20 protein-coding genes and 1 pseudogene are annotated in these 18,178 nt (G+C 33.8%); 12 read left to right on the top strand and 9 right to left on the bottom strand.

Annotation, left to right across the window (positions count from 1 at the left end):
- The first annotated feature begins 216 nt into the window (after window positions 1–216).
- The gene (locus MKX65_RS24750; protein ID WP_340906562.1) at window positions 217–1,812 is read left to right on the top strand and encodes a histidine kinase N-terminal 7TM domain-containing diguanylate cyclase; all 1,596 of its coding nucleotides are present in this window, start codon (window positions 217–219) and stop codon (window positions 1,810–1,812) included.
- A 242-nt stretch (window positions 1,813–2,054) separates the two neighbouring features.
- Here the strand turns inward: MKX65_RS24750 and MKX65_RS24745 are convergent, their stop codons facing one another.
- The 3 genes from MKX65_RS24745 to MKX65_RS24735 all read right to left on the bottom strand — a co-directional run bounded on the left by MKX65_RS24745 (window position 2,055) and on the right by MKX65_RS24735 (window position 3,590).
- Window positions 2,055–2,249, bottom strand: a complete 195-nt coding sequence (locus MKX65_RS24745) for a DUF2187 family protein (RefSeq protein WP_340906561.1) — start codon at window positions 2,247–2,249, stop codon at window positions 2,055–2,057.
- 192 nt (window positions 2,250–2,441) lie between these two features.
- Entirely contained in the window at window positions 2,442–2,741 is a 300-nt protein-coding gene (locus MKX65_RS24740) for a hypothetical protein (RefSeq protein WP_340906558.1), read from the bottom strand.
- Window positions 2,742–2,780: 39 nt separating this feature from the next.
- On the bottom strand, window positions 2,781–3,590 hold the full coding sequence (locus MKX65_RS24735; protein WP_340906556.1) for a hypothetical protein: 810 nt from the start codon (window positions 3,588–3,590) through the stop codon (window positions 2,781–2,783).
- 323 nt (window positions 3,591–3,913) lie between these two features.
- Here MKX65_RS24735 and MKX65_RS24725 point away from each other — a divergent pair, with 323 nt between their 5' ends.
- The 3 genes from MKX65_RS24725 to MKX65_RS24715 are packed head-to-tail and all read left to right on the top strand — an operon-like array spanning window position 3,914 to window position 7,524.
- Window positions 3,914–5,050, top strand: a complete 1,137-nt coding sequence (locus MKX65_RS24725) for a tyrosine-type recombinase/integrase (protein ID WP_340906554.1) — start codon at window positions 3,914–3,916, stop codon at window positions 5,048–5,050.
- The gene (locus MKX65_RS24720) at window positions 5,051–7,138 is read left to right on the top strand and encodes a tyrosine-type recombinase/integrase (protein ID WP_160548902.1); all 2,088 of its coding nucleotides are present in this window, start codon (window positions 5,051–5,053) and stop codon (window positions 7,136–7,138) included.
- A gap of 5 nt (window positions 7,139–7,143) precedes the next feature.
- Window positions 7,144–7,524 (top strand): DUF6262 family protein, encoded by a 381-nt coding sequence (locus MKX65_RS24715; protein WP_160548901.1) that lies wholly within the window; start codon window positions 7,144–7,146, stop codon window positions 7,522–7,524.
- A gap of 216 nt (window positions 7,525–7,740) precedes the next feature.
- Here MKX65_RS24715 and MKX65_RS24710 read toward each other — a convergent pair whose 3' ends face one another.
- Together MKX65_RS24710 and MKX65_RS24705 are read right to left on the bottom strand one after the other, a co-directional pair.
- On the bottom strand, window positions 7,741–7,899 hold the full coding sequence (locus MKX65_RS24710; protein ID WP_160548900.1) for a hypothetical protein: 159 nt from the start codon (window positions 7,897–7,899) through the stop codon (window positions 7,741–7,743).
- A 17-nt stretch (window positions 7,900–7,916) separates the two neighbouring features.
- Window positions 7,917–8,600, bottom strand: a complete 684-nt coding sequence (locus MKX65_RS24705; protein ID WP_160548899.1) for a hypothetical protein — start codon at window positions 8,598–8,600, stop codon at window positions 7,917–7,919.
- A 165-nt stretch (window positions 8,601–8,765) separates the two neighbouring features.
- Between MKX65_RS24705 and MKX65_RS24700 the strand changes: the two genes are divergently transcribed.
- Together MKX65_RS24700 and MKX65_RS24695 are read left to right on the top strand one after the other, a co-directional pair.
- Entirely contained in the window at window positions 8,766–10,205 is a 1,440-nt protein-coding gene (locus tag MKX65_RS24700; RefSeq protein ID WP_340903366.1) for a DDE-type integrase/transposase/recombinase, read from the top strand.
- 983 nt (window positions 10,206–11,188) lie between these two features.
- A complete protein-coding gene (locus MKX65_RS24695; protein ID WP_160548898.1) occupies window positions 11,189–11,602 on the top strand; it encodes a hypothetical protein in 414 nt (137 codons plus the stop codon).
- A gap of 63 nt (window positions 11,603–11,665) precedes the next feature.
- Here the strand turns inward: MKX65_RS24695 and MKX65_RS24690 are convergent, their stop codons facing one another.
- The gene (locus MKX65_RS24690) at window positions 11,666–12,175 is read right to left on the bottom strand and encodes a DUF4367 domain-containing protein (protein ID WP_160548897.1); all 510 of its coding nucleotides are present in this window, start codon (window positions 12,173–12,175) and stop codon (window positions 11,666–11,668) included.
- Between the two features lie 262 nt (window positions 12,176–12,437).
- Between MKX65_RS24690 and MKX65_RS24685 the strand changes: the two genes are divergently transcribed.
- From MKX65_RS24685 to MKX65_RS24665, 6 genes and pseudogenes are all read left to right on the top strand, one after another.
- On the top strand, window positions 12,438–12,695 hold the full coding sequence (locus MKX65_RS24685) for a hypothetical protein (RefSeq protein ID WP_160548896.1): 258 nt from the start codon (window positions 12,438–12,440) through the stop codon (window positions 12,693–12,695).
- A gap of 377 nt (window positions 12,696–13,072) precedes the next feature.
- The gene (locus MKX65_RS24680) at window positions 13,073–14,242 is read left to right on the top strand and encodes an IS6 family transposase (RefSeq protein ID WP_445677963.1); all 1,170 of its coding nucleotides are present in this window, start codon (window positions 13,073–13,075) and stop codon (window positions 14,240–14,242) included.
- 46 nt (window positions 14,243–14,288) lie between these two features.
- Complete coding sequence (locus MKX65_RS27190) at window positions 14,289–14,600, top strand: transposase (RefSeq protein ID WP_016205489.1); 312 nt, start codon at window positions 14,289–14,291, stop codon at window positions 14,598–14,600.
- 11 nt (window positions 14,601–14,611) lie between these two features.
- A complete protein-coding gene (locus MKX65_RS24675) occupies window positions 14,612–15,511 on the top strand; it encodes an IS3 family transposase (protein ID WP_040344397.1) in 900 nt (299 codons plus the stop codon).
- A gap of 45 nt (window positions 15,512–15,556) precedes the next feature.
- Window positions 15,557–15,682 carry a hypothetical protein gene (locus tag MKX65_RS24670; protein WP_263479876.1) on the top strand — a complete coding sequence of 42 codons (126 nt, stop codon included), beginning with the start codon at window positions 15,557–15,559 and terminating at the stop codon, window positions 15,680–15,682.
- A 63-nt stretch (window positions 15,683–15,745) separates the two neighbouring features.
- Window positions 15,746–16,048, top strand: a pseudogene (locus MKX65_RS24665) (integrase core domain-containing protein); the annotation flags it as partial.
- A 395-nt stretch (window positions 16,049–16,443) separates the two neighbouring features.
- On the opposite strand, the gene MKX65_RS24660 reads toward MKX65_RS24665, so the two are convergent.
- The 3 genes from MKX65_RS24660 to MKX65_RS24650 all read right to left on the bottom strand — a co-directional run bounded on the left by MKX65_RS24660 (window position 16,444) and on the right by MKX65_RS24650 (window position 18,154).
- Window positions 16,444–16,989 (bottom strand): hypothetical protein, encoded by a 546-nt coding sequence (locus MKX65_RS24660; protein ID WP_340906552.1) that lies wholly within the window; start codon window positions 16,987–16,989, stop codon window positions 16,444–16,446.
- A gap of 23 nt (window positions 16,990–17,012) precedes the next feature.
- Window positions 17,013–17,177, bottom strand: coding sequence for an aspartyl-phosphate phosphatase Spo0E family protein (locus tag MKX65_RS24655; RefSeq protein ID WP_340906551.1), 165 nt, complete (start codon window positions 17,175–17,177; stop codon window positions 17,013–17,015).
- Between the two features lie 131 nt (window positions 17,178–17,308).
- On the bottom strand, window positions 17,309–18,154 hold the full coding sequence (locus tag MKX65_RS24650) for a hypothetical protein (RefSeq protein WP_340906549.1): 846 nt from the start codon (window positions 18,152–18,154) through the stop codon (window positions 17,309–17,311).
- Window positions 18,155–18,178 lie beyond the last annotated feature (24 nt).

Raw genomic sequence — 18,178 nt, 5'->3', positions numbered from 1 at the left:
ATATGTTCATTCTTAAAAAAATCTCGAAATGTTAAGGTAGATTAACGTTGTTAACCTATTGATATAGTATATTCTAAAATCGAATATATTTCAGTATTAAGATTTTGTTTTTATTTACAGCATAATCCTCCTTGTATCTTGAAATAATTAACTGTTAAATGGGAGTATGATATTATTAATCTTTAATTTATAAACTGGTATAAGTGGAGTGCAAAAATGAATAGTGAATTAATATTGTATGTTTTAATCATTGTTTTAGCTGCTGTGTTGAGTGTGTTTTTATCCTTTTTCACTTACCTTAAACTCCGAACTAACCCGGGTGCAAAGCCATTCTTGGTGGTAACGATATTATCATCACTCTTTTCCTTTTTCTACATCTTTGAGTTAACAAGTACAACACTCAAGGAAATAAAATTATGGCTTAGTTTAGAGTACCTTGTAATGCCTTTTATTCCAGCTTTTATTCTTTTGATGTGTTGTGAATACATAGGAAGAAAAATACCTATTTGGGTTTATTATGTTTTGTTTACAGTTCCTTGTATCACTATTTTTATGCATGCAACCAATGAGATGCACCACCTCTATTACACATCGGTTACTTTGAGAACTCATACACCATTTCCAATAGTGAAATTTGAATATGGGGTGTTTTTTTATTTTCATGCATTATATTTATTTCTTTGCTTAGTCATTAGCATTATTACTTTACTTGTTCATCTAAAAAAAGGGTTATTTATTTTTCGAATGCAGATCTTAACGATGATAGCAGGATTAATCTTCCCTATTGTTGCTAATTATTTTTATTTAAATGACCTAAGTCCATATGGGATAGATCTGGGGCCTGTGTCTATGAGTTTGTCTTTTCTCTTTCATACTCTTGCTCTGATCTCCTATAAAATGTTTAATGTAACACCTGTCTATAGGGATACGGTCTTTGAGAGGATGAAGGAAGGAGTCCTTGTTTTAAACAAGGATGATGTGATTCTTGATTATAACCATGCCATGATGGTAATCATGCCCGCCCTTACCTCCTCCATCATTGGAATGCCGTTAAAATCCGTAATTACGGGAAACGAACAACTTGATGAAATCATAGGACAAGGAGAAGATTGTGACTATGAAATTTTGAAAGATGGAGAAAGGATTCACTTTCAGGTACAATTTTCTCACATAGAAGTTCAGAAAAATACGAGTAGAGGCGCTAAGATTATTTCATTCGTTAATATTACAGAAAAGATAGAATTACAGGAAAAACTTAAAGAATTTGCTTCAATTGATGGACTTACTCAGGTATTTAACCGCTCATTTTTCATAAAAAAAAGTGAAGAACAACTTAGATCTATGGTCGTGGGTGAACAAGTGGCCTTCATTATGTTTGATATTGACCATTTTAAAAAAGTGAATGATACATATGGTCATCAAGCAGGAGATTTAGTCCTCTCCCATGTGGTGAATATATCTAAGAATAGTCTAAGTGGAACGGATTTTATTGGAAGGTACGGTGGAGAAGAGTTTGTCATTATGCTACCTAATACATCTCTAGACGACGCATATGCTTTATCCAACAATTTGCGTTTAAGAGTGTTAAAGAGTTCTATTCTAGTAAATAATGTTCAAATACAGGTTACATTGAGCCTTGGAGTTTCAAGTAAACAAATTTACGGGGATGAAAATATTGAAGAGATGTTAGGTGATTTAGTAAACAAATCTGATCAAGCTTTATATATGGCAAAAAGGAATGGCAGGAATAATACTCAAAAATATGTTAGAGAGCAGTTGAGCAAATACATTGAATTAGGTGCGGAAATCTAATATTAAACTAAAGAACACCTGTACAGAATAATATATACTATCTTACATAAGGAGGTAATTAACTATGAATGACCCGAGTGGTGGAAGAAGAAAAGATCCTGGTGGTGGAGGATTAAATTAATTAGTGGAAGCACCCAGTTTTTTAATGGGTGCTTTTTATAATTCATAAACAAGCTGGTTGTCAAAGATGGAGATAAGTTAGTGGAATAGAGATGTAAAAAAGGAGGATATCCCCTCCCTAATTATTTTGAAGATAAGTTTTTATAATTTGAATGGCTAACAACGGTTCTATTATTAGGTAATAAAAGTAGCTTTTGATCATCCTCTGTTATTTCCACTATTACTGTGTTTTCATTTACAACTACAATCGTTCCTTCGAATATCATTCCATTTCTTGAAAATGTAATTTTGTCTCCCGCTTTTGTATTTGTATTCATATGTACCTCTCCTTATAAGTAGTATGCTTATTTTCTACGACCGCTTATTTTACTTATCTCCACTAATGAATGTACTTTATTATAAAAAAAGCCTCTCCAGGAGAGGCCAAGCGGTATAAAATATACCTTACAGGGGTTTTTATTATAGCATTACATATAATATTTTCCAAATAAACAACTGAACATAACCAATTATCTATTAAAAAAGAAACGGTATAATCCTAGAATGAAACAACCTACAGCAACCATAAAGGCAGTACCACTTACGAATGAAAGGATATGATAAAAAAATCCTGGTGAATCATCATATGAATTCATAATGCTGCTGTTAACAGCAACTATAGTTGAAAGAAATTTAAAGATAATTCCTATAATAAATGAAAATATACCGACCCTGGCAGTTTGAGACATATTATTGAATGAGTGTTTAGTCTTTCTAGAGAGTAAGAAAAATACTCCAATAAATAAAATTATAGCTAAAATTAACTGCATGTTGATGTTACTCCTTATTTTGTTCGGATAGAAAGGTTACTATTGAATACTCTCTTCAAGCTTTTTAATAAAATCATTTATCTTTTGTTCATTATTCGTAAGGTCAATCGCCAAAGATTTATATCCCTGATCACTATTGATAATCTTTTTGCTGTTTGCTTTACCATACTTATTAAGGAATTCAATATACTCTTCTTCGGATACAGTTTTACTTACTTCCCCTTCGGTTATAGTGTATAGATATCCTAGTTCACCGGAATTACCCGAATATGACTCTTGTTTTTCTGCTTTAGCTAGTTCCTCAATAGTAAAACCATCATGGCCATAAAATATATCAAACGTGGTAGTATTACTTCCCTCTGTCAGCTGCCCTGACTCATTTAGGAATGCTTGTCCATCAGGTGTAATATTCACATACATTGAACCTTCACTTAAGACTCCAAAATCCCCATGATCCTTAGTCATTAAGCTATGAGGTTCTTCGGATTGCTCCGTCCATATCCCTTCTTTGTATAATGGGAATCCATTTTCGGTAACACCAGATATCTCATATACGACATATAGTTCCTCGGTACCATCGTTATTAAAATCTAAGAGGTCCACATAGGCTAATCCTTCATTTCCACCTAGCTTATCGTCTTCTGTTAAGATACCATGAGTATCAATAAGTTCATTTATCTTTTTTAAATAGGATGATGCAAATACAGTTTCTTTATTACTTACATCTCCAGTAGAGGATTGCTCTTGTGTTTCTTTATCAACATTTGTTTCTTCTATTTTATCAGAACTCTCGCCACATCCAGTTAGTAATAAGAGTGAAGCTCCGAATGTAAGTAGTAACTTATTCATATATATACCGCCTTTGAGTAGTGTACAGAATTTTTTTTGCTACCTATTAAATAGATTTCTTCATTCCACAATTACTACATTCTCGAATAAATTTTCCGTTTCCTACTGAACTATTAAAATGTGCTCTCCCACAGTTATCGCAGCGTCCACTCTGCTTGTTAACTATACTATAATTTATAGAGGATACTATGTATAAAATGATATATAGTTCCTCTTTTTTATTACACATTAAAATTATTATATATATTAAATTCATTTTGTATAATATGTTCAAATTGTTATGGTATTAATAATCACAAAACGAATTCTAGGAAGGTAAATCTATGAGGGTACAAGAAGTTATTTTTGAAAATAAAAATAAAAGATATATGTTATTAGACGACAATGGTGTTCCCATCATCACAGTAATTAGGTATTTAAAATTCTTAGAGCAAAAAGGAAAAAGCAGCAATACTCAAAAGACCTATTGTTATGCTTTAAAGCATTACTTTCAATTTCTACAGGAAAAAGATTTAGATTATAGGAAAATTAAACTAGAGTATTTAGTGGAATTTATCGGGTGGTTAAGAATTCCAAAATCTATAGGCAAAGTTACCCCAATTAAAGGGAAAAATAAAGTGAAATCTGAAAGAACTATCAATCTAATAATTACTGTAATTACAGCATATTATGATTTTCTTTATAGAAATGAAGAAATATCTATAGATTTAGTAGAAAAGTTGAATAAAAAAGGATTTGTTAAACATGGCTCCCAGTACAAAGATTTTCTATACCATATTACTAAAGGAACACCTCATGGACGAAATATATTGAAATTAAAAGAACCAAAGAAAAAGAGGAGTATTCTTACCAAGGAGGAAATTCAAAAGTTACTCAATGCAACAACTAATATTCGTGATAAATTTTTACTTCAATTATTATTTGAGACGGGGCTGAGGATTGGTGAAGCTTTATCACTATTTATTGAAGACTTTGTACTTAGTCACAAAGACGGGCACCGTATTAAATTAGTTGATCGTGGAGAACTAATAAATGGGGCATCCCTGAAAACTGGTGAACGAGAAATACACATATCCCAATCATTGATAGATATATATGATGATTATTTATATGAAGTAATTGATGAACATGAAATAAAATCTAACTTTCTCTTTATTAAGCTTAAAGGAACCAATGTCGGTGAACCGATGAACTATCAAGATGTAGCGTCTCTATTTAAAAGATTAAGAACAAAAACGGATATAAAAGTTAATCCACATCTCTTTAGACATACTCATGGGACTATATTTTATAGACAATCCAAGAATATTAAACAGGTCCAAGAACGCCTTGGGCATAGTAATATACAAACAACTATGAATATGTATGTTCATCCTTCGGATGAAGAAATACGAGAGGAATGGGAAAAATCACAACATGCTTTCCAACTAGCTAATGCTTTAGAAAGGAACGACTTATAAATGATTGATTTAAAGAAAAGAAGATTTGATAGCACTGTTACACAAGAGCTTTCTATGTATGTAGTAAAGAAATTTAATGATGATGGTAGTTTGTCATATGAAACTAAAACAGATTCATATTTTTTAGATAATGATACTTGGAATGTAGACAAATTCAAGGAGATAGAACAGTTCAGCCAACAATATAAGAACTTTCGAGAACGATACTCTCATAATGCTCAAATCTGTTTTTGTATTAAAAATAATCTACTAAATCTACAATTTAAATATATTTTTCACAAAAAGGTATTTAATGAAGAATGGAGTTTATCCTCGACGTTCCATGCTAATTCAACTAATTTTAGAAGATTGCAATCTTTTATTAATCAACAGTATCCTGCCTTACAATCATTAGACGATCTCGACATAGAGGAAGCAGACAGAGAATGGAATTTCTGGATTAGTCAAAAAGGTTATGCAAAAGAAAGAACTAGCCACATTAGGGACCAAGACAAGACTTTTACCCTAAGGAGTACCCTTTCTAATTTTCTTGTAAGATTATTTAATGAATATAAAAAATATAGTGATACAAGAGAGGAATGGGATAAGGATAGATGGAATGTTAAAGAACTGCATAATCTTTACGGTGTTAAATATAATAAATCAAAAACTATCCCCTACTTAGTCTTTTCAGATATTAAAAATAGTATCTTTCGTAAAGAGTTAAAAAACTATTTTAAAAAGAAATTAATATCAAAATATCTTGTAGCAGAAACAGCGATTGGTTATTTGCAACATTTACGTTCATTTTTTAATTTTGTTGATATTAAAGAACCTAATTGGAGAGATTTATCGTTACTAAGCAGAAAACATATCTTAGAATTTATTGAACAGTTGACAAAATACTCTAAACAAAATAGTAAAATATCAAATCAGGAGCGTTATATTATTCAAGGTATCATTGCGCTTAAACAGTTCTTAATGTATTTAGAAGAGACAGAATCACGAATTTCCCCAAGGCGTTCAGTAAAGGTCCTTATATTTCCTTCTGATAAACCTAAACAAAAAAAGAAACCATATGACCAAATAGACCATATACCAGACTTTGTAATTGAACAACTCTTTCTTCAACTCAATGATTTACATAAAGATGTGCAACCTATTGTTTGGATTGCATTTAAAACAGGATTACGAATTTCAGATTTATTACTACTTAAACAAGACTGTTTAGTAAAGTTAAATGGAAAGTTTTATATTGTTACTGATATTGAAAAAACAATTGTTCAAGGCCATAGAATACCAATTGATGAGGAATTAGCAAATATAATTACATCACTTATAAGAATTGCTGAACAAAATAGTACAGAGGATAATAATCCCGAAAAATTTATATTTATAAGATATAAAGGTACTAGGAAAGGGTTACCATACACACAAGAATGGGTTCGATCAAAACTAAATAAATTAGCCAGAGAAAAAAATATAGTTGATGAGAACGGAAATCTCTACCACTTTGGAGCACACCAATTTCGACATACGTATGCAATGAAATTATTAAACAACGGTACAGACATTTTAACTGTACAAGAGCTACTAGCCCATGCGTCACCAGAAATGACTCTAAGGTATGCACGTTTATTAGACGAAACAAAGAGAACTGCTTTTGAAAATGCTATTAAACAGGGTATCTTTCATTTTGATTTAAATGGTGAAATGCGGGAAATAAGACCTAACGAGGACGTACCAGAAGATATACTTGAGTTACTATGGCAAGATCATAAATTAAGTGCAATTGATAACCCTTATGGAACTTGTCATGCCAGGATCAATGGTAATTGCCCCTACTCACAAGAACCTCCATGTTTAACATGTAATGGTGGAAGTCCATGTAAAGATTTAGCAATTGGCTTTTCGGACTTAGATATAGAAAAATACAACCTCTTAGTAAAAACAACTTCAAAAACTATCGAATTACTAGAAACAAGAGGAAGAAATGATATTGCTGAGAAAAACAAAAAGAACTTGGACAGATATTTAGATATATTAAACACTTTAGAAGGCGGCAATGTTATATTTGGTCGAATAGATCGGATTATGAAAAAAAGGTGATGTAAATGTCAAAGTATAATAGGCAGGAACAATTAAAGCAAATACATGAAGCAAGAAAGGCTCTAACCTATCAAAGAGTTGATGATGCTATCAAAAGTCTGGTTAGGAAAAAAGAGATTATTAACTTTAATAGTGTAGCTATAGAAGCTGGAATATCCAAGGCAACACTATATAACCACAAAGAATTACGAGTGAGAATCGATTTATTGAGAAAACAACAAGGAAGAACTAGTGCGACCTTAAAAAAGAAAGATGACATAAATGAGAATAGCAAAACTGCAATTATTGAATCGTTACAACGTCGTATTAAGAAACTTGAAGGTGAAAATAAGCAGCTACGAAGTCAATTAAAGATAGCATATTCAGATGTATATAAGCATATCTAACAGATTGCTAATTAACTATAGGGGAAAGATAGTAAAACAAAGCCTTGATACATTTATTAATGTAACAAGGCTTTTTTATTAGACGACTCTGCGAATGATGCTATTCTAAGCAATCCTTTTTTAGTAAGATTACGATATTTGACTTTGCAATTGATCGGTTCAATGAGTCTATATATTTCATTTCATTAACAACCTTCAAAATACTCAGATATATATTCAAGTATCTTTATTTTTGACTCTTATTCTTCTAATGACCTCACCTACGATCAACCCAATGGCAATAGCTATAATTGCTGGCAATTCGATTGTACTGTCAAAGAAATATAAAATTAAAGCTGCAATAATAAAACCAATTAATATACCTAAGTAGTTCATTTGAATATCACTTCTTTCTATGGAGTACAGGAAGCTGGAATAGGTTGAGAGCTGAAGAACTTCCCGCTTTCAACTATTGAAGAAACGACGCTACGGCTAGAATTAGTCCATACTTTAGTTTGATTAAAATATGGAGTTGCTGAACATTTCATTGGATATCGATATTGATAAATTGTGTAATATAGTGTTGATGCAGAACCTATGAATACGCTTACGGCAGCCAAACAACCACTATAAGGAGCTTTAGTTACAGTAGATAATGCTGCTGCGGCCGCTGATGCAGTTAAAGTTGCAATATTTAAACTATAATTAAAGGCACCAACATATGTTCCGCCTGACGGAACGGCCATAATAGAGAAATCTCCTGATGTATTCTGCTGTTCGTTAACTTCAGCTATCTCAAACTCTTGCTTTTCACCATTCACAAATAGCTCTTTTGTATTAGGATCATATTCAATTATAGTCGTGAAATCCTTTTCAATTAACTCAGCATACACAGTTCCGTTGGCTTCGGTTTTACGTGTAAACGTCGCTTGGCCGTTTTCTGTCTGAACAATTTCTTTAGTGACTTTTGTTTTGTTGTTTTCATAGTAATATTTCTCTTTATTAACTTGACTTGTTTCTGCAGAGGCCGAAGAAAAGTACGGGAACATTAAAGATAAAGATAAAAAGGTGATACCAACCAATTTCTTGAATTTCATTATTCCCCCTCCAATCAATATGTCGTATTGTCAAAACTTTTATAGTAAATAGGTTATTAAATCCTATCTAAGAGGGCTTTATAAGCAAAAAAATTGCCACCCCCTGAATTCTAAGGATAATTGAGGTTACGACACTCTCAACAACCTAGAAAAGGAAGTGACAATTTGTACCCTCAAATTATAACCTATTTATTAACTTTTATAAACTATCAAGAACAACTCATTCGAACATTGCTTACTTTATTGATTGGTAAGAGTATGTTTGATAAGCCTACTGAACAGCCCGTAAATAAACCATATCGAAAACTTCAAGTGGACGACCTTCCGGTCATTGAAGTTCTGGAACAGCTTGATTATCGAGTTCTTCTTAGTGAATATCTAGAGAAGAACGGGAAACCACTTAAACCTGTTCAAAGGCGTAAGAATGCAAAAGTTTCCGTACCTAAAGCCATGAACTGTCCAAAGTGTGGTGCTCCATCGGATTATCTTTATGCCAACAATGGAGATAAAGGTCAGTATCAATGCAAGGTGTGTACAGAACTTTTCAGTGAAAAGAACCGTTACTCTAAGGAGGCCATCCTGAAGTGTCCTCATTGTTCCAAGACTCTCGAGAAAATAAAAGAAAGAAAAGATTTTCACGTGTTTAAGTGCAAGAACAATGACTGTTTTTATTATCAAAAGAAGCTCAATGGGATGACTTCAAAAGAAAAGAAAAGGTTCAAAAAGGACCCTCAAGCATTTAAATTGAGATACATTTTCCGTCAGTTTTATATCGATTTCCAGCCGTTATCCAAGGAATCACCAGAACTGCCGGCCGTGGACTTATCAAAGATTTATGCATCCCCACATACATTAGGATTGATCCTAACCTATCATGTAAACTATGGCCTTTCGGCCCGTAAAACAGCTGCGATTATGCAGGACGTACACGGAGTGATGATTTCACATCAGACTGTATTGAACTACGAAAATAGCGTAGCTTTATTACTTAAACCTTATGTGGATCACTATCCCTATGAACTTTCAGACCAATTCTGCGGTGATGAAACGTATATCAGAGTAAACGGTCGATGGCATTATTTATTTTTCTTTTTTGACGCCGTGAAAAAGATTATTCTTTCGTATCCGGTGTCGCCTAATCGAGACACAGCAACAGCCATTCGAGCAATTGATGAGGTCTTAATCAAGATGAAAGAGATTCCAGAAAATCTGACCTTTGTGGTAGACGGGAATCCAATCTATCTTTTAGCCCAACATTTCTTCGCTCAACATGGGATTTCATTCGATGTGAAGCAGGTCATTGGATTAACCAATGAGGACCCTGTTTCGACCGAATATAGACCACTGAAACAAATAATTGAGAGACTTAACCGCACCTTTAAGGGCAATTATCGCTCCACTCATGGATTCGGCTCTGAACATGGTTCCATTTCATACGTCACCTTATTTACGGCCTACTTTAACTTTTTGCGTCCGCATGCCGCCTTAGAAGGAAAAGTGCCCGTAGTGAATCCAGAACTCAAGGGGCTTCCAACAATGCCAGCACGTTGGACAAAGCTCATTGGATTAGCACAACAATGGATAGTAGAGCAAAGACAAGCCTAACTTTTTGTTTAGCTGAGCCCTTAAGCTAATTCAGCAATCGGCGGAGCGAACTCTTGACAAACCGAACTTGCCAATGGTTTAAAATGGAAACAACCAAGGGCTTATTTGGTATGCCTTCTTTTGTTCCCTTCGCCCTTGTTAAACAATCCTCAAACCATTGGCGTGTTTGTCAAGAGCGATTGCGGCGCATCTCCATCCAGTAAATAGGAGAGAAACTAACCCTTTAGGTAGTTTTCATAAATCTTTTGACACTACCCAATATGTCTTCCTGTTAAGTCTATGGTGTTATAGAAAAAAAGATTCTAAATAGACAACCAAATTTTAAAATAAAAACCAAAAATTGTAAATAAATTTATAGTTTTTTGATTAGAAAGAACTATACTTATACTAAATTTGGGAGTATATAGAATATGTACACTTTGAGATATTTTAATTTAAGTCTTGATAACGCAAACTCTACTATATATGTATCATCGTTGTAATAACATTTGTGATACAAACATTTAAACAACAACTCAAAAGATATTTTAAATTGGAGCTGATAAAAATAAATTGGTTGAAACCTGTAACCTAAAGCCATGAAATAGTAAATAAATTACTATATGATAATTTGAGTGAAAATAATCTATTTGATAAATTAAGGAACAAGATCAATCAAAAGCAAAATAATTACACCTATAGTTCCATTTTTAAACATACATGGTACAATAAGTTACTCATAGGTAATGCTGAAACCATCCTAACGCTCTCCAAAGTAAGGGATGGTTTTCACGCAAAGAATGACCACTAGTTGCATGAACTAGTGGTCTTTTTACTTTTGTAGTTGGTTAAAAAGCACTGATTAGAATGGATGGAGTGACTCTAAATACCTATCAATACTTAGACTTTATGCTTATTTTCACATAATTCAGACTTATTTATAGAAAAAAATGTAATATTATTCTATAATTTGGATATATTAATAAGTTGGAGGTTAAATAATTATGAAGGTGTTTGCAAAAAGAATTTTAATCACTAGTTTTCTATTAGCGTGTATTTTCACTTTAATTCCTAATATTCAAACAGAAGCTGCTGTTAGTGGAGAATTTCGAATTTGGGCACAGGATAATGGAGATTATGATGGTGTAAAGATATGGCATCATCAAGGGGGGAATATCTCTGCAAAAATATTTCAACAAGGTATACATAGTGGGCAGCAAGCCAATACAGTTTGGACGTTAAGGACAGCTTCTGGACGGGAAATTAGTGCAACTTACTTACCGTTTGATTACAATGGCACCATAACATTTTATAGTGTAGCACCGGGTGATTACACGCTGACTTGGAAATCACTAACCAACAATGATACAGAGGGGACATATCGAGTTTATAGTAACGGCGGCTCTATATTTAAGTAAGATTAGTTAGGGGAAAGTTCTACATTAAAGATTGTTGAACTTTCCCCTATTTTACTTTTACTGTTACTGTTCAGATATCATAGATTCAGCAATCTGAACTAACTCAGCTTTTGACAATCTAGAGCTGAATAGAGAAATTAATGTATCCCCTTGAATCCACATTAACGTTCCTCCAGTAACCTCTTTATACTTCTCGGTAGGTAATAGTTTCTGAAATATAGCGTTTATACCTTTTATTTTCAGATTTTCACCAAAATCGTCTAATTTACCATTTGATTTAGTCTCTGCTATAGATACCATTAAATATGTATCAGTCTTGTCTAGATAATTTAATCTTACAAGCTGTATTTTCTCTGACTCCTTTGACTCTTCTGTTGGTTCTTTTATTTCTAATATCCAATCCTTTGGAAGCTTGGTAGGCATTATAAATTTAAAATCTGTTTTATCCTTAAATTTTTCGACTTGAGGTGTTTGGTCAAGATGAATAGCAGTACTCATTTTTTCCTTATTACTATAACCTATATAATTTAAAAGTAATACAGATATTAGTGGTGGTAAAATAAAGAATTTCATTTTTAAAAATTCCCCTTTCTTTTTTATTAGTATTGGGAATTAAGGACCAACTAATACCAACAACATATATAGTTTCAAAAAAATAATTATAATTCTAAGCATCCAAACATGTCAGCCAAAGTATTCTCCCTATGTATATATATTTTTATATTTTTTCCGTTTTTGTCTTTTGATTTAGATTCTCTTTATAACGTCTAATAGAGAAAGGATCTGAAAGACGAAATTCTGTTATTACATCCTGGTCAGATAGCCCTTTTGATAAGTGGTCAACTCGAAAATAAGTATTGGAGACAAACAATATGTTGTAGATTTAAGTCCAGTAGGTATCAAGCTTGAGAATGTTTTTAAAGATATATATTTTGGAGGAATTATAAAATATGAAGTAGAAAACAAACATCTTATCGCTAGGTTAACTGCTCAAGTTTCTCCAGCATACTCTATTGGTGAAGTTATTATCACTTTTGAATATCGTGACAAAATGTATCAAGCAAAATCAGTGGACTTTCATCCCTACAAATAAAGTTTGTGAATAATTTTACATAAGCTAACAAGGGCGTTGTTTTAATAAGAAAGGCCATAACATATTAGCCATATAAAATATGTTATGGCCTTTAATTTATTTACCATTTTTTAATTTAGGTCTTGATAACAAGCAGTCCGGGAAGCTTTTAAAGTCATAGATTATGCTTAAATCAATAGGTGTCTCTTCGTTTGGTGTAGTCATATTTTACCCTCTCCTTAGTTACACGTATTGTCAAAACTTTTATATTAAAAAAGTTAATAATCCTTGATATAAAGGGGTTTAAATGCAAAAAACTTGCCACCCCCATAGTTTTAGGATAAAAGTGAGGTTACGACACCGAACACTTAATCCCTAAAAGCTAGGAAGTGACAAGTTTGTACCCTCAATTATTAACTTATTTAATGGAATTTATCAAGTATCAAGATCAGGTAATTCGAACATTACTTACCCTGCTTATTGGGAAGGGCATGTTTGAAAAGCCTGAAGAAACTCCTGTAAATAAACCTTACCGTAAACTTCAGGTGGATGATCTTCCGATCATCGAAGCGCTCCAGAAACATGATTATCGTATTCTTCTTACAGAATATCTGGAGAAGAACGGTAAGCATTTAAAACCTGTTCAAAGGCGTTCTAATGTAAAGACAGCGGTGTCTACATCAATGAGTTGCCCAAAGTGCGGTGCTCAATCGGATTATCTCTATGCCAATAATGGAGGCAAAGGACAGTATCAATGTAAGGTGTGTACTTGTGTTTTTAACGAAAAGAGCCGCTATTTGAAAGAGGCTATTTTGAAGTGTCCTCATTGTTCTAAAACACTTGAGAAAGTCAAGGCGCGAAAAGACTTTGACGTGTATAAGTGCAAGAATAATGACTGTTCCTATTACCAAAGAAAACTGAATGGTATGTCTTCAAAAGAGAAGAAACAGTTTAAAAAGGACCCTCAAGCCTTTAAGATTAGATACATTTACCGACAGTTTCGAATTGATTTTCAGCCATTGTCTAAGTCTACTCCACAGAAGCCAAAGGTAGATTTATCAAGGTTATATGTTTCGCCACATACATTAGGGCTCATTTTAACCTACCATGTTAACTATGGCCTTTCGGCCCGTAAAACAGCAGCACTGATGAAAGATGTTCACGGGGTATCTATATCGCATCAAAGCATTTTAAATTACGAGAATGCAGTAGCCCTTACACTTAAGCCTTACGTAGATTACTACCCGTATGAACTTTCTGACCAGTTCTGCGGGGACGAAACCTATATCAGGGTGAACGGCCGTTGGCATTACTTGTTTTTCTTCTTTGATGCGGTGAAAAAGATTATTCTCTCTTACCCAGTATCACCAAATCGGGATACAGCTACGGCGATCCGTGCGATTGATGATGTCTTAGTGAAGATGAAGGATATTCCTAAAGACCTTACGTTTGTGGTGGACGGCAATCCGATTTATCTTTTAGCTCAACACTTTTTTGCCCAACACGATATTCAGTTCGATATTAAGCAGGTTATCGCTCATAAGCCCCAAAATGAACTTGGACAATAAGAGTAATATTTATTATACTGCTTAATGTACCAAGGAGGCTGACATCATGAAACGAATAAAACATTCTAAAGAATTTAAATTACAAGTCATCAAGGAAGCCCAAGACACAGGGAAGAATACCCTTGTAGCTCGCCGGTATGATCTGAATCCCAATATGGTTAGTCGCTGGGTTCGTGAATACAAAGATGGTAAATTTGGTGAAGTAGATGTGGCTGTGCTGCCAGATATAGACTCCAAAGAATTATCCAAAGAAAATGAAAAACTTAAAATGTTATTAGGTGAAAAAGACCTTGAAATAGCGATCCTGAGGGATCTTATAAAAAAGAAAAACCCTCACTTGCTGAAAAGCATGAAGTAGCTAACAAATGGATTCAAAAAGGCTACTCGATTTCAAAGGTGCTTAAAATCATAGGTATTCCTCGATCCACATACTATTATCAAAAGAATTATCGTGTTGAGGAGAAAAAAGTAAGTGAGGGACGTCCAGCACCAGGTTATTCGATCCAAGAGGACGGTCAAAAGATATCAGACGAACAGATTAAAGAATTTCTACTAGAAGAGATTGCCGGTGATTGCTATAACTATGGTTATCGCAAACTCACTAAGGTCTTAAGGCGAAAATACAAACTTAAAATTAACAAGAAAAAAGTATACCGGATTTGTAAAGAATTGGGCATCTTACGCCCACAGCGCCAAAAGAAAGTCTCATACCCTAGGAAACTAGCAAGAAATCGCATTATTACAAGATCTAATCAGCTATGGGAAGCTGACATTAAATATGGCTTTATCGAAGGTGAGGATCGCTTTTTCTTTGTCATGTCCATCATCGATGTTTATGACAGGGGCATCATTACCTATCATATGGGATTAAGCTGCACTGGAGATGATGTCAAACAGACACTGAAAAGGGCATTATTAAAACGCCAACAATATGACGAATTGGAAAAACCTGTAATCCGAACAGACAATGGACCGCAGTTTATTTCCCATACTTTTGAAAAGTTTTGTGAAGATTCCAAAATTGAGCACGAAAGAATTCCACCAAGAACACCAAATATGAATGCTCATATTGAGTCTTTCCATCGCATTTTTGAGGACGATTGCCTATCCAGATGGCAGTTTGAAACCTACACAGAAGCATATCAAGAAGTCATGAATTTTATGGAGTTCTACAACGAGAGACGTATGCATTCTAGTATACTAGATTTGTCACCAAAGGAATTCTATCAAAAACAAGATTCATTGGTGATCAAGGAGGTTCGGGTGTAATGGATGTATTCATTCAAAGCATCAGCTTGATTTGGAGTGGCGGGCATGATAGCCTCGTTCGGCGATGCCAATGTTGTAAAACAGCTGGCTTCTTGGCAGGAGAATCATGCCCGCAGAGGCTCCATGTCAAGCAACATGGCCTTTTTGAAGAATAATGAAAGAAATCTATAAAATAAAAAACTGAGGAAATGAAAGAATAAGAGAGTTATTGTCCAAAATTCGGGGGTTAATCCGATCGGGCTTACCAATGAAGATCCTGTATCAACGGAGTATCGACCACTAAAGCAAGTAATTGAAAGACTCAATCGCACATTTAAGGGTAATTATCGCTCAACACACGGGTTCGGATCTGAACACGGCTCTGTTTCTTTCGTCACATTGTTTGTGGCTTACTTTAACTTTTTAAGGCCTCACTCTGCATTAGAAGGTAAGGTGCCCGTGCTTAATCCGGAGTTATCACAGCTCCCGAATATGCCAGCACGATGGTCTAAACTTATTGGTTTAGCACAAGAATGGATCATTGAGCAATCAGCCTAACTTTTTTGTTTAGCAGAGCCCTTGAGTAAATCAGCAATCGGCGAAGCGAACTCTTGACAAACCGAACTTGCCAATGGTTTAAAATGGAAAAAACCAAGGGCTATTTGGCATGCCTTCTTTTTGTCCCCTTCGCCCTTGATAAGGGAATCTCAAACCATTGGCGTGTTTGTCAAGAGCGATTGCGGGTACTTCCAATACAAAAAAGAGAGAAAAACAAACCCTCAGGTTACTTTTTCATAGAAGTTTTGACACTACCTAGTTACATGAGTAAATAGTCCTTTTATAAATTTATCTTCAGAACCCTTTTAATAATAAAGTAGGTGATATAAAAAACCAATTAGAAAATTTAAAGCCGGCCGTCTGTTCATAGGAAGGGATTAAGAATTCCTTATGCCTTATGATGAAAACTCACCTTTTATTTTGTATTTGATCTTTACCGTTTTCCACTTGTCTCTATTAATGTTAAGTTTGTTAGCATCTATATAGTCATCGTATCCTTTTTCCTTTGATAGCAAAAACATCCCAAATTCTTTTTCACTTATTTTTTTTCCTCCATAATAAGCACTTATTATAATCTTGCCATTAAAATCCTTATCGTTGTAATTATTGACCACATAGTTTATATTCCTGTTACCGCTAGTAGATGCTCCAGTTTTGTATAACTCTACAAGGATTTTTTCAGTGGTTTCATCTTTCGGTAAATCATTCTTTATTAGTGCGTACTTTTTATCCATTTTCTCAATTAAAGGTTTCTCTTCAGTATAATAACTAGCTATTAAAATAGGAGTTATGATAAAAATCAATACCCCTAATAATAGCAAGTTTGATTTTTTCCAAATGGCTTTGAATCCTTTTTTTCTAAAGAAGAAAGCAATGATCGGAGATACCATTCCTACTATAATAAATACAAATACCGCTAAACCGCCTAATATATCAAACAAAGTTATTCTCCTCTCCCTGGTTACTAATGACGTTGCTGGTAAGTCAGAATGAGTTTATCTAATTCCTGACTTAAACGCACCGTATCCATGTTTTTAATGCCTTTTTTACGAGAACTTTCTATCATAGCTAAACGAAGTTCCTCAATAGATTTCATTAACTTTTCATCTTTTCTGAGTGTTTGTAACATCTATTAATACCCCCTCTTGATGCTATGTTTGTTCAGTTCCTCTTTGGCATTAATCATTTTTGTGACGATTGCTTGTGTCACATTCTTACTATTTACAAAACCAAACAATTTCTGTCACCTCTAAATTACGTTTATGGGAGCATCTCCAAATATTTATTTGATTTGATATGAAGCTCTGATGTGTTCTTACCCTTAAATTCATTCTTTATTAATCTAAATCCATAGGACAATATTTTACGTCCAATAAGCTGTTCATCTTTGTAAGTGAAGTGTTTAAAGTACTTGTCGAAAATAACTAAACTAAACACAACATTATTGATGGGCTCAAAGTTGAGATAGATTACTTTCTCTCTACGAATGACCTTTCGAATAGTTCCATAAACAAAATAACTTAGTGACTCATTAGCTTGTCCAGACCTAGCTAATTCATGTGCTCGATCAGCACTAACAACTATCTGTGAAAGTGGTATTTTCCTTCCTTTTACACTTACTAGGATGCTTGCTAGAGTATCAGGCTCATAGGAAGTCAGAAGCTTTACAATCGCTTTTAACGTACTTATACTGTTAGGTGTGTTGGACTCTTGTTTAACTTTTACTTCATTTAGATCTTTTATTTTTTTCTCGGACTCTTCCCTTTCGATTACCTTCTTTTGATAGTCTGGATCAATTTGAGCCATATTTAACCGGATAATTGTTTCGGGGATCCCTTTTCCCATTAATTCAGACTGGTACTCTTTTACTTTTTCTACGCTTTCCTCAAAGGATAACATCTTGTAAAAACCACAGCTTGACTTATGCTTAGACTCGTTATTCTTTCCAGTGGTTTTAAAGTACGGTACGGTTGACTCTGTACCTGGAACATAGATGATGTTAGTCTTGCATGCTTTATCAATACAATATATCCTCTTTCCATGTTTGTCAGGATTGTACTCAGCAGCTGTAATTACTTGCCCATTATGCAACATAGCCGAATTCATAAAATCACCTCCATTCTAAAAAAC

The sequence above is a fragment of the Robertmurraya sp. FSL R5-0851 genome, from assembly GCF_038002965.1.
GTDB classification, from domain to species: Bacteria; Bacillota; Bacilli; order Bacillales; family Cytobacillaceae; genus Robertmurraya_A; species Robertmurraya_A beringensis.
The sequence above is the reverse complement of the archived record's forward strand: the minus strand, read 5'-3'. Positions and strand labels throughout refer to the sequence as shown.